We start from the raw sequence: 11,550 nt of genomic DNA, 5'->3' as shown, positions 1-11,550 counted from the left end.
AGCCGGCTCAGGCCGGCACGGTGTGCATGCTGAAAGCCTGCATGGCATCGGCAACGTTCGCTATCTGCCCGTCATCCAGATGCTCGCCGATAGGAATACTCAGCACCTGCTCGTCAATCTGGTTGGCGAACATGTTGACGTCCGGCTGGCCCAAGTAGCGGTATGCCGCAAGTTTTGGAAGAGCGATCGGATAATGAACCCCGGTCTGAATACCCTTGCTCTTCAGGAAATCGGACAACGCCCTTCTTGCTGGCGTACGCACTACAAATAAGTGGAAGGCGTGGCGGCACCCGTCTGCGATGCGGGGCAACACAATGCCGTCAATGTTCGCCAGCGCCGACAAATAAAAAGCGGCCACCTCGTTACGACGTTCTATCCATGCGTCCAGATGCCGCAGCTTCACGGTAAGGATGGCCGCCTGCAGTCCGTCCAGCCGGCTATTGCGGCCTTCGAATTGATGATCGTACTTGTCGATGCGACCATGGTTGGCGATCATGCGGCAGTGCTGCGCCAGCGCCATGTTGTTCGTGGTAATGGCACCGCCATCACCATAGGCGCCAAGGTTTTTCCCCGGATAAAAACTGAATGTTCCGGCATCCCCCAAAGCGCCGACACGCCTGCCTTGATATTCAGCGCCATGCGCCTGCGCGCAGTCTTCAATGACCTTCAAGCCTGACTCTTGAGCCAAAGCCATCAGTCCATCCATATCGCAGGGATGACCGTACAAATGCACAGCAATAATCGCCGCGGTGCGTGATGTCAGTCTGCGGCGCACATCGTCGACATCCAACGTGTATGTCACCGGGTCGACATCGGCGAAAACAACCTTATAGCCACTGCGCGTGACTGCTTCGCTGGTCGCAATAAACGTATTCGCCGGCACAATGACTTCAGCGCCAGGCGCGAAACCGAAAGCTTCCAATATGATCTCTATGGCATCAGTGCCATTGCCCACGCTGACGCAATAAGCAGCTTGTTGGTAAGCGGCAAAACCTTGCTCGAATTTTTCTACGACCTCTCCGCCGATATAGGAGGAACTCGCGATAACGCTGGCAATCGCCTCGTCAATTTCAGGTTGAAGGCTTTTATATTGGGAATGCAGGTCAAGAAACTTAATCATGAAGGCCTCTTATTTTTCGGGCAGGATTACCTGCGTAAACCCCCGGTTCAGTAATGTCGCGAATTACCACCGCGCCAGCGCCGACTACTACGTCATTGCAGATGGACACCGGCAATAAGGTCGCATTCGTGCCGATGGATACTCTGTCCCCCAGCTTGGTCGGCATCCAAAGCGCTTTGTTCCCGCGTGCCGGTCCGCCGCGGCTGAACAAGTCATTCACGAACTTTGCGCCGTGGGAAATAAAGCAGTCTTCCCCAATTTCCACTAACTCGCATACAAAAGCGTGGGACTGTACGCGTGTTCGATTGCCAATCTTGGCGCCTGCCTGGATCTCAACGAAAGGGCCAACGAACACGTCGTCGCCCAAAATACAGCCGTATATATTCACCGGCTCGACCACAGTCACCCTTTGGCCGAACTGGACGTCGACGCAAGCCACTTTTCGCATATCAGGAACGCCCACTTAGTTGGCCCCCAACTTCGAATATTTCGGACGGAAATGCAGCTTGACCTCACGCCCGGTCTCGATGGATTCGTATATGGCGTTGATAAGCTCCAGGCTTTTCCGCCCCTCCAGGCCATCGACCAGATGCTGCTTGTTGTTCAAAATGCAATCAACGACATGGCCGTAATAAGCCTGATGGCCAAACCCATATACGTTAGGCGGGTTCACTGAATACTTTTCCATCACAGTTGCGTCCTCGGGCTCCGGTTCCAGGAAATTCCATACCTTCATTTCATTGACCGCAAAACCACCGATTTCGACCGAGCCTTTTTCACCGAGGATGGATAGGGATCCCTCCAGGTCTTTGGGCCTGACCGCTGTCGTCGCCTCGATACAACCTAAAGCGCCATTGCGAAAATGCAGGATCACAACGGCGGTATCCTCCGCCTCGATGTGAACCAAAGCCGTACGACTCATTGCAACAACGCTATCGACTTCTCCCATCATCCATTCGAGCAAATCCACATGATGGCTGGCCTGGTTGGTCAGAACGCCGCCATCGAGCGCCCAAGTGCCCCGCCAGGCATCCTGATCGTAATAGGATTGAGGCCTGCACCAACGCACGCGCACAGTACCCATGACCAGTTTTCCGAAACGCCCGCGTTCCAGCGAATCGCGAAGCTTAACAACGGGTACATTAAAGCGATTCTGCTTGACGACAAACAACTTGATCCTCGCCCGATCGCAAACCCGTATCATGTCATCGGCATCGTCCAGGGTAAGCGCCATCGGCTTTTCCACGACAATGTGCTTGCCGTATTGCGCCAGCTCTTTGACATGCTTGGCGTGATGGCCGCTTTCTGTAAGCACCACCACAATGTCAATATCAACCTCCCGCATCATCCGGTGCATATCCACGAAACCGGGTACGTTGTACTGCTCGGCGATACTCGCCGCCTTCTCTTCGACGATATCGCAAACGGCGACAAGTTCTGCGCCTTCGATCTGCTTGTTGCCAAGCAATTCGGCATGGCGCCTGGAGATACGACCGCAACCGACCAGAGCGATTTTCAACATTACTCAACCCCTTCGAAAATTCTTTCGGTGACGGCTGCGGTCCTGCCAATGCCGAAGTATTCAATGCCTTTAAGGCCCTCATCGTGCAGGTCGAATATATTTCGGCCATCGAAAATGATGGGCGCCTTCAGTTTGGACTTGATGGTTTGAAAGTCAGGGCTCCTGAATTCTTTCCACTCGGTAACGATGATCAAGGCGTCTGCGTCGTCAAGCGCCATCATCGGATGGTCGGCGTAGGACAGTCTTTCATTGCCAATGCCGAAAATACGCTTCGCTTCATTGACAGCCACTGGATCATAGGCAACGATGCGGGCGCCTCGCTGTAGCAGCGCAGCGATAACCACACGGCTTGGCGCTTCACGCATGTCGTCGGTATTCGGCTTGAAGGCCAGTCCCCATAATGCAAACGTCTTGCCCGACAAGTCGTCGCCAAAGCGCTCCACGACCTTGTCGACCAGTACGGACTTCTGTCGTTCATTGGCCTTTTCGACCGAAGCCAATACATTGAGGTCGGCCCCTACGCCTGCAGCCGTCCGAAGCAGTGCCTGGATATCTTTGGGGAAACACGAACCGCCGTAGCCACAGCCGGGATAAAGAAAATGCCATCCAATACGGGTATCAGAACCTATTCCCTGCCGAACTTGTTCGATATCCGTGCCGAGCTTTTCCGACAGCAAGGCCAGTTCATTCATGAATGATATCCGCGTTGCCAGCATGGCATTGGCCGCATACTTTGTCAGTTCGGCAGATCGCGTGTCCATGACCAGAAGCCGGTCATGCTTGCGCAGGAAAGGCGCATAAAGCGTGCGCATGACATTGATGGCGTTCTGATCATCGGAACCGATAATGATGCGGTCAGGACGCATGAAATCTTCGATTGCCACGCCTTCCTTCAGGAACTCCGGATTCGACACCACGCTGTATCCGATATCAACGTTACGTCGTTCCAGCTCGGCCAGAATGACGGCATGCACCTTGGCCGCCGTGCCAACCGGCACAGTGCTTTTGTCGACTACGACCTTAAAGCCGTCCATATACCTGCCGATATTGCGCGCCGCGTCCAGTACGTATCGCAGATCCGCTGACCCATCTTCATCAGGAGGGGTTCCGACAGCGATCAACTGCAATGGACCAAACTCAACCGCGCGCTTGATATCTGTCGTGAATGACAGCCGGCCAGCCTGAACATTTCTATTGACGATTTCTTCAAGACCAGGCTCGTAGATGCATATGCCACCCGCTTCAAGCAATGCAATTTTTGCGGGATCCAGGTCCAGGCAAAGCACATCGTTGCCAACGTCAGCCAGGCATGCCCCAGTGACCAAGCCAACGTAGCCACTGCCAACAATTGTCACCCTCATTGCTTCTTCTCCTGGCGCCTGGCCGCTGAAATCCGTTCTGTCTTTTTAATATCTGGATACAGACTTAATGAAAAGAATCATAGAGAGAAACAATATCCCGGAACAGTAGTTGTATGGCTTAGGACGTTACGACCAAACGGCGTAAACCGTTGCGCCAATACGCGACCTACACCGTCTGGCGTATGTTTTGCTCATGCCTTACTTCTTATGATTCCTGTGACGAATATTTTCAAACATCGTCACCACAGATAGCCGAAGTAACAAAAACAAAAAATCATGAAACGATAAGGGAAACCGATGGACTACTTGGCTAGCAGTAAGTCATCTTTGGCAGCGCCAGCCTCGCCTAAAGTGATCGGTTTGCGAGCCCGCTTAGTGGGGTTGCCTCGTGCCCAAAAGCATTTGCTTCAAATCATCGCCGACGTTTGCCTGGTATGGCTGGCGTTATGGCTTGCGTTTTATCTTCGGCTGGATGATGCCGCAGCCATTCAACCGCTGACCGGACATGGATGGCTATTCCTTGCCGCCCCGTTGCTGACCATACCCATATTGACGCGATTCGGTCTGTACCGAACGGTGATGCGGTATGTGGGCTACCAGACCCTGGCTGCTATAGCGGTCGCCATAAGCCTGGCCGTAGCATTCCTTGGTTTGGCAATATTGCTTTATAGCCATCCGCCGGCCCTCATTCCACGATCGATCGTCATTATTTATTGGCTGCTTAGTTTGATGTTTATCGCCGGCCTGCGCTTGATCATGAGGCAATATTTCCATGGCGTACCTTTCAATCTGCAGAGCCGCCCATTTCTTCAATCGACTCCGGGCGCCCGCAAGGCAATCCACGTAGCCATCTATGGCGCCGGCGACGCTGGCAATCAATTGTTGATGGCCCTGCGAAACGACAATGAACGACATCCTGTTGCATTCATTGACGACAATGTTGACCTGTCAGGCCGCGTCATCGCGGGCGTACCGGTTTACGCCCCGTACGATCTGGCCAGAATGATTAATGAAAAAGACGTACAGGAAGTGTTGCTGGCAATACCTTCAGCGTCGCGTGCCCGGCGAGCGGCAATCGTTAACCTTCTGGCCCCCTACCCATTTAGCGTGCGGACTATTCCCGGCATCACTGACTTGGCTAGCGGCCGTGTACAAGTGCGCGACCTTCGTGAGGTGGATATTTCCGATTTACTGGGTCGCGATCCCGTACAACCCAGCGCCCATCTGCTGGAGCGCTGCATTCGCGATCAAGTCGTCATGGTGACCGGCGCGGGCGGCTCGATTGGCGCCGAACTATGCCGCCAGATCGTCCATAGCAAACCGCGCACATTGATATTGTTTGAACAGTGCGAGTTCAATCTCTACAGCATACAAAGCGAGCTTGAAGCCTATGCGAAAGGTGCTGAACTTACGGTCCACATCGTCCCTGTGCTGAGCTCGGTGCGCAATCAGGAACGCCTGTTTGATGTCATGTCCATATGGCAGGTCAACACCGTCTACCATGCCGCCGCATACAAGCATGTGCCAATGGTGGAACGCAACATTGCAGAGGGCGTCATCAATAATATTTTTGGCACGCTTTACTCCGCCCAGGCCGCGTTAAGAGCCGGCGTCAGTAACTTCGTGCTGATCTCCACAGACAAGGCAGTACGCCCTACCAATATCATGGGTGCCACCAAAAGAATGGCTGAATTGGTATTGCAATCCTTGTCGGGCGAATCGATGCCTTGCCCATATGGCGACAATACCCATGAACAGCCCATACCGAATCGCACCCGCTTTACGATGGTCAGATTCGGCAATGTACTTGGGTCGTCGGGATCGGTGATCCCGCTGTTTCGCGAGCAGATCCGAACCGGAGGCCCCGTTACCGTTACGCACCCCGAAATCACCCGCTATTTCATGACGATTCCGGAAGCAGCGCAATTGGTGATACAGGCTGGCTCCATGGGGGAAGGCGGCGATGTATTCGTGCTGGATATGGGGCAACCTGTGAAAATAACAGACTTGGCTCAAAAAATGATACAGCTGTCTGGTTTGAGCCTGCGCTCAGCCCTAAGCCCTGATGGCGACATCGATATCAAGTTTGTGGGTTTGCGGCCAGGTGAAAAGCTGTACGAAGAACTGCTGATTGGCAACAACGTAACGCCCACAGAGCACTTGATGATCCTGCGCGCCAACGAAAAGTTCATAGAATGGGAGCGCCTTAAGCTCGCACTGAGCGAATTGGGAAATGCTGTCAAATACGACAACTACCCCCGGATACGCGAGATGTTCCTTGAATTGGTCGACGGCTACAACCCCGATGCGGAAATGGTGGACTGGATCCACCTGCAACAAGCCGCGGCCAGCGTAGCCGCCAATGAAACACACTATACAGCCCAGGCAATGCAAACTGGAATCACCCACTTTGATGTGTAAACAACGTATTCAAGTGGGGACAATATAGGTATCTACCCTTATTCAGAGAGTCAAACAGTCAATACAGACGTTAGCAAATGTAAGCCAAGTATTCTTTACGGCTGGAACTGTTGCGTTTGGATGCGCTTTAGCCGTTACAGCTAACAACTGTGAAACCAGAAGTCGGACACAATAGGCCCATCGTATTACCTACAAAGGTGCTGACATGAAACGACTGGCGATATTAGCGGCGGGAGCCGCGCTGGCGATGCTGGGTTCCACCGCGGCCATGGCCCGCGTCAATGTAGATATTTCCATCGGAATGCCGGGCATTATTTATAGCGAACCGGATTATTACTATCCGCCCGTCCGATACGTGGCGCCCCCACGGGTTATCGTCGTACCCGAACGCCATTACTACCGAGGATATGGCCCGCGCCATTATCGTGAGAGCTATCGCGAAGCCCGCTACTACAAGAAGCACAACAAGCACCATAATCGACACCGTGGACGTGACCACCGCCATCGCGATTAGGCCAAATCACGCTGCGGCAGGTATTCAGGAATTCAATAAAGACTTAGGCAAATTGATCAAAAAGTCGGTCAACCCCCGCGCGCCCTGTGCCAAGCTGATGTGCTGCATCATCATCTGATGGGCGCGTTGTGGATCGCGGGCCATAATCGCCTCCAACAACTGACCATGCTGTTCGTAGGATGAGCGCAAACGCCCCAGGGCGCTAAACGCGTGGCGCAAGTAGGCTCCAGTGCGCGCACGCAGTCGCAGAATTTCCTGACGAAGATAGGGATTACGTGATCCCACATAGAGGACATCATGGAAAGCATGGTTGGCTGCACGCCAACCATCGACATCGTCGGTATCCACAATGATTTGAGCTTGCGCATGCACACGTGCAAGTTGATCTCGCTCTTCGGACGACATTCGCTCGCAAGCCAGCCTTGCACATACCCCTTCCATCTCGACCAACAACTCCCAGATAGCGAGCAATTGCTGCACATCCATTTTGGCGACCACCATGCCTTGGCGTGGCTGGCTGATCAACATGCTCTGCGCTTCCAGTTGCAGTAAGGCTTCGCGGACTGGTGTGCGCGACACATCAAACCGTCGTGTCAATTCACCCTCGTCTATGACATCGCCGGGCAACAGGTTGCCAGTCCGAATATCGTCCTCTATCAACTGCCTTATACGTTCGCTAACTTTCATAATTCATTTTTATCAAATACAAAACGGTTTCTTTAAATTGATTTTTATCTTATAAATATATTTATAAAAACATAAATCATATTTTAAGCCGACATGCAGCTATGAGGATACACCTTCTGGCGGCTATGCATATTTGTAAGTAACGCTAATCCTTCCTGTCCGGGCAATAAGCATAGGGATTTCACCTAGCTTGTTAAATATTTATAATTAAACTATAAATATATAAATACAAGCTATAAAAATCCCTACGGAGATCAAGGACAATGGAGCACGCATCAAACCGTTGTGAGCCGAAACAGTCGGCCAAGGAGTCGTTACAACACACCGCGACACAGTTCCTGGCGTTTCAAGGCATTGATGCAACCCAACATGAATCAGCGGCCATCGCCAAGACCTTGCTTCGCCTGGCTCCCTCGGGGCCGCCAGCCAAAGGTCACGCATGACAGCACAGCAGCTAGCGGTTACCTTGACCGGCTTGCGTCGCCAAATTGTGTCCGGCGAATGCTCGCCTGCTGAAGCACTGGCGCTGCAGCACAAAATTCTGTCCGAGCATGCACCGCGCTGGAAGTGTGTCACACACATCTTTCCTCTTGAAACAGTGGCAGATACGGCTTTACCTTTGGCTGGCGTAGGTTTGGCTCACAAGGATATCTTCGCCCTGCAAGGCCGTGCACCCGAATGCGGCACCGCACGCCATTTATCGCTTCCTCGATCCTCGGGTACGGTAGTGCGCCGCCTGGAGCGCGCGGGAAGCCATGCTATGGCTGCACTGAGCATGGCTGAATTTGCCAGCGGCGTAACGGGTGAAAATCCCAATCTGCCATTGCCTGTAAATCCCGTAGATCCTGTCGCTGCAGTCGGTGGATCTTCCAGCGGGTCGGCCGTCGCAGTTGCCGCCGGCTTATGCTATGGCTCTTTGGGCACCGACACCGCCGGCTCGATCAGAATACCGGCCGCAACCTGCGGCGTGCTGGGGTTGAAACCAACTAATGGCTTGCTTCCGACGACGGGCAGCCACCCACTGGCCATCAGCCTGGACAGCATAGGGATACTCGCCAGATCTGCGTTAGATGCAGCGCAAATTCTTTCCGCCGCCCTGACGGCATCGCAACAGAAACGCCTACAGCTACAAACAAGTTTGGCGGCGCCCCCACGATGGCGCATTGCCACCTGTTTTTCCCACGTTCAGTCGGCGTTTACGCCGGACGAACGTACCACGGAACAGCTACAGCAATTCGCAAAATCCTACGCCAGCAAAGCACATGTGGCCCAGGTCGAACTGGCTACCGCCCTACCCGAGCTCATCCGCTGTGCAAATATCGTGTTGCACGTCGAAGCGGCCGCAGTGCATTACGACGCAATGCGCAAACACGGCCCCGAGCTATCTGACATTACCCGCGCAGTAACGTTGCCCGGCGCGGCGATACCCGCTGCGTGGTATCACTCAGCCCTGCAGGCACGCCGTTCGCATGTGCGCGCGTTCATCGACACTTATTTACGCGATCACGATCTCTTGCTGACGCCAATGCTGCCGCAAGGGGTGCCAGACTGGGATCACGTACTTACCCGATCCCCCGGTTTTCAGCCCCGCAGCCTGCTCGGGCTCTTCAGCTGGACCGCCTTTGTCAACTATCTGGGCTTACCCGCTATTGCTTTCCCCATTGGCCAAGATGACCAAGGTCGGCCAGTTTGCGTTCAGGCTATCGCCCGCCCTCACGCCGAAGCCTTGCTGCTGGCGTTCGCTTATGAAGCAGAACGAGAACGCTTTGGCACGAACGGTTTCATTGAGCGCCCTCCTGCCTTGCGGCCATAACCCTCTACTTTGATGAAATAAGCCATATGTCTAGTATTCATGCTTCAACTGCTTTGAAACGTTTCCGTGTCCTCGACCTGTCGCGTGTGCGGGCCGGCCCAACCTGCGTGCGTACCCTGGCAGATTTTGGCGCCGATGTGATTCGGATAGAGCCGCCACCCGGCATCGATCCCAACGAGGCGATGTTCGCCGCCGACCGCTGGAGCGGGGACTTTCAGAATCTGAATCGCAACAAACGCTCTCTTACGCTCAACCTTAAAAAGCCGGAAGGACGCGAAGTCTTTCTGCGCCTGGTCGCCACCGCGGACGTCGTTGTCGAAAATTGGCGACCCGACGTCAAGACTCGTCTAGGTATCGATTATGAAAGTCTAAAGTCGATTAACCCGCGCATTATTCTGGCGAGTATCTCAGGATTCGGGCAAACCGGCCCTTACGCAAAACGGCCCGGGTTTGACCAGATAGTGCAAGGTATGGGTGGCTTGATGTCAGTCACAGGCCTGCCCGGACAAGGCCCAGTACGGGCAGGGTTGGCTGTGGCCGACTCCAGCACCGGCCTCTACGCAGCGCTCGGCATCCTGACGGCTTTACTCGAGCGAGAGCAGTCCGGCGAAGGGCAATGGGTACATGCTTCACTCCTTCACTCGCAAATAGCCATGATGGATTTTCAGGCGGCGCGCTACCTGAACGACGGGGATATTCCAGTTCAGGCGGGCAATGACCACCCAACTAGCAGCCCTATGGGTCTGTTCGACGCTGCAGATGGAAAGTTCAATCTAGGGGCTTCCGGTGAAGGTAACTGGCAGCGCTTTTGTAAAGCAATCGGCCAGGACGAATGGTTGAACGATCCCGACTTCGGAGACGAAAAGCTTCGTGTGCGTAATCGCCCTCGGCTGACAGCGATGATTCAGAAGATATTTTCGACCCAACCGGTGGCTCACTGGGTGGCCCTGCTGAATGAGGCGGGCGTCCCTGCCGGACCTGTCTATACCGTGCCGCAAATGTTTGAAGACCCACAAATCAACCATCTTGGCGTCGCCCGCACGGTACCCGCCTGGCAGGGTGGCGAGCGCAGCTTTATTACACAGCCTGTCACCCTAAGCCGCACACCGGCCGACATCGCCCGCACCGCGCCAGGCTGGGGTGAGCATACTGACGAAGTCTTGCTCGAAGCCGGTTACGACACTGCCGCTATTGCGCGCCTGCATGAAACCGGCGCGGTCTGAAAGGAGAATAACAATCGTGACAAACAGCACCGCTGCACCCCAGGGACATGTTTACATGGAAAAAAATGCTGGCGTCGCCCGCATACACCTGAGCAACCCGGGTCGCTATAACGCCATGTCGCTATCGATGTGGCATGAACTAGCCCGCCTCACACTGGATGCCCAGCAGGATACGGACGTGCGCGTGCTGCTGCTGATGGGGGCCGGCGACAAAGCCTTTGTCTCTGGCGCCGACATATCTGAATTTGAACATCAACGCAACAGTCCCGAACAGGTTGCCCAATATGGTGCGGCGGTACACGATGCGCAACATGCCTTGAGCACGTGCAGCAAACCTGTGATTGCAGGCATACAAGGGGTATGCATGGGAGGGGGGATTGGACTCGCCCTGGCCTGCGACCTGCGTTATTGCGCCGATGACACGCGGTTCCGCATGCCGGCTGCCAGACTGGGCCTGGGCTATGACGTGGAAGGCATTCGGCGCGCGGTCGACGTTATCGGCGCCGCACGCACCGCCGATATTTTCTTCACGGCACGCCAGTTCGACGGACGCGAAGCCCAGCGGATCGGCATGGTGCACCAGAGCTTCAAACCCGAAGCGCTGTCAGCCGCGCTGGAAACCATAGTGGCAGAGATAGCATTAAATGCTCCCCTGACGCTGAATGCCGCCAAACTGGCCCTGCGCCATGTCTTGAATGACCCTGAAGCGCAAGATCTGGAACGTATCGACAAAGCCATAAACGCTTGTTTCACCAGCAACGATTACAAAGAAGGCCAACAGGCCTTCCGTGAAAAACGGCAGCCAAAATTCAGCGGCTGCTAAAGAAACTTTTAAACGGAGAGAGACATGAAGATATCCAAAAAAATTGCTGCCGGCGTTGCACTATTA

The 11,550-nt window shown here is 54.3% G+C and carries 11 protein-coding genes; 6 read left to right on the top strand and 5 right to left on the bottom strand.

The window, feature by feature from the left end:
- Nucleotides 1-7: 7 nt before the first annotated feature.
- From ABWO67_RS06610 to ABWO67_RS06595, 4 genes are read right to left on the bottom strand one after another with little or no spacing between them, the layout of a single operon-like run.
- Nucleotides 8-1,120: a DegT/DnrJ/EryC1/StrS family aminotransferase gene (locus ABWO67_RS06610; protein WP_353149281.1), complete on the bottom strand. Its 1,113-nt coding sequence runs from the start codon at nt 1,118-1,120 to the stop codon at nt 8-10.
- Nucleotides 1,113-1,568: an acyltransferase gene (locus tag ABWO67_RS06605; protein WP_353149278.1), complete on the bottom strand. Its 456-nt coding sequence runs from the start codon at nt 1,566-1,568 to the stop codon at nt 1,113-1,115. Before ABWO67_RS06605 ends, ABWO67_RS06610 begins: the two co-directional genes overlap by 8 nt.
- 15 nt (nt 1,569-1,583) lie before the next feature.
- The gene (locus ABWO67_RS06600; protein WP_353149275.1) at nt 1,584-2,642 is read right to left on the bottom strand and encodes a Gfo/Idh/MocA family protein; all 1,059 of its coding nucleotides are present in this window, start codon (nt 2,640-2,642) and stop codon (nt 1,584-1,586) included.
- Complete coding sequence (locus ABWO67_RS06595) at nt 2,642-4,003, bottom strand: UDP-glucose dehydrogenase family protein (protein ID WP_353149273.1); 1,362 nt, start codon at nt 4,001-4,003, stop codon at nt 2,642-2,644. Before ABWO67_RS06595 ends, ABWO67_RS06600 begins: the two co-directional genes overlap by 1 nt.
- Nucleotides 4,004-4,300: 297 nt before the next feature.
- Between ABWO67_RS06595 and ABWO67_RS06590 the strand changes: the two genes are divergently transcribed.
- Together ABWO67_RS06590 and ABWO67_RS06585 are read left to right on the top strand one after the other, a co-directional pair.
- Nucleotides 4,301-6,424, top strand: a complete 2,124-nt coding sequence (locus ABWO67_RS06590) for a polysaccharide biosynthesis protein (protein ID WP_353149270.1) — start codon at nt 4,301-4,303, stop codon at nt 6,422-6,424.
- Nucleotides 6,425-6,629: 205 nt separating this feature from the next.
- Complete coding sequence (locus ABWO67_RS06585; RefSeq protein WP_353149268.1) at nt 6,630-6,938, top strand: virulence factor; 309 nt, start codon at nt 6,630-6,632, stop codon at nt 6,936-6,938.
- Between the two features lie 24 nt (nt 6,939-6,962).
- Here ABWO67_RS06585 and ABWO67_RS06580 read toward each other — a convergent pair whose 3' ends face one another.
- Nucleotides 6,963-7,625, bottom strand: a complete 663-nt coding sequence (locus ABWO67_RS06580; RefSeq protein ID WP_353149265.1) for a GntR family transcriptional regulator — start codon at nt 7,623-7,625, stop codon at nt 6,963-6,965.
- 263 nt (nt 7,626-7,888) lie between these two features.
- On the opposite strand from ABWO67_RS06580, the gene ABWO67_RS06575 reads away from it, so the two are divergent.
- Genes ABWO67_RS06575 through ABWO67_RS06560 form a run of 4 tightly spaced genes read left to right on the top strand, consistent with a single transcriptional unit; the run spans nt 7,889 to nt 11,484 of the window.
- Nucleotides 7,889-8,068 carry a hypothetical protein gene (locus tag ABWO67_RS06575; protein ID WP_353149262.1) on the top strand — a complete coding sequence of 60 codons (180 nt, stop codon included), beginning with the start codon at nt 7,889-7,891 and terminating at the stop codon, nt 8,066-8,068.
- Entirely contained in the window at nt 8,065-9,438 is a 1,374-nt protein-coding gene (locus tag ABWO67_RS06570; RefSeq protein WP_353149259.1) for an amidase, read from the top strand. The genes ABWO67_RS06575 and ABWO67_RS06570 overlap by 4 nt, the downstream gene beginning before the upstream one ends.
- A gap of 26 nt (nt 9,439-9,464) precedes the next feature.
- A complete protein-coding gene (locus tag ABWO67_RS06565) occupies nt 9,465-10,661 on the top strand; it encodes a CaiB/BaiF CoA transferase family protein (RefSeq protein ID WP_353149257.1) in 1,197 nt (398 codons plus the stop codon).
- A 16-nt stretch (nt 10,662-10,677) separates the two neighbouring features.
- Complete coding sequence (locus ABWO67_RS06560) at nt 10,678-11,484, top strand: enoyl-CoA hydratase (RefSeq protein ID WP_353149255.1); 807 nt, start codon at nt 10,678-10,680, stop codon at nt 11,482-11,484.
- Nucleotides 11,485-11,550: the final 66 nt, after the last annotated feature.

It is taken from the genome of Pollutimonas bauzanensis (assembly GCF_040393045.1).
Lineage (GTDB): Bacteria > Pseudomonadota > Gammaproteobacteria > Burkholderiales > Burkholderiaceae_B > Pollutimonas > Pollutimonas bauzanensis_A.
Note: the sequence above shows the minus strand (reverse complement) of the source record. Positions and strands in the feature narration are given on the sequence as shown.

What these genes read in the sequence shown, in the direction of transcription:
- ABWO67_RS06605 (WP_353149278.1), bottom strand. Translation starts at nt 1,568, where the DNA reads ATGCGAAAAGTGGCTTGCGTCGACGTCCAGTTCGGCCAAAGGGTGACT.
- ABWO67_RS06580 (WP_353149265.1), bottom strand. Translation starts at nt 7,625, where the DNA reads ATGAAAGTTAGCGAACGTATAAGGCAGTTGATAGAGGACGATATTCGG.
- ABWO67_RS06570 (WP_353149259.1), top strand. Translation starts at nt 8,065, where the DNA reads ATGACAGCACAGCAGCTAGCGGTTACCTTGACCGGCTTGCGTCGCCAA.
- ABWO67_RS06590 (WP_353149270.1), top strand. Translation starts at nt 4,301, where the DNA reads ATGGACTACTTGGCTAGCAGTAAGTCATCTTTGGCAGCGCCAGCCTCG.
- ABWO67_RS06585 (WP_353149268.1), top strand. Translation starts at nt 6,630, where the DNA reads ATGAAACGACTGGCGATATTAGCGGCGGGAGCCGCGCTGGCGATGCTG.
- ABWO67_RS06610 (WP_353149281.1), bottom strand. Translation starts at nt 1,120, where the DNA reads ATGATTAAGTTTCTTGACCTGCATTCCCAATATAAAAGCCTTCAACCT.
- ABWO67_RS06600 (WP_353149275.1), bottom strand. Translation starts at nt 2,642, where the DNA reads ATGTTGAAAATCGCTCTGGTCGGTTGCGGTCGTATCTCCAGGCGCCAT.
- ABWO67_RS06575 (WP_353149262.1), top strand. Translation starts at nt 7,889, where the DNA reads ATGGAGCACGCATCAAACCGTTGTGAGCCGAAACAGTCGGCCAAGGAG.
- ABWO67_RS06595 (WP_353149273.1), bottom strand. Translation starts at nt 4,003, where the DNA reads ATGAGGGTGACAATTGTTGGCAGTGGCTACGTTGGCTTGGTCACTGGG.
- ABWO67_RS06565 (WP_353149257.1), top strand. Translation starts at nt 9,465, where the DNA reads ATGTCTAGTATTCATGCTTCAACTGCTTTGAAACGTTTCCGTGTCCTC.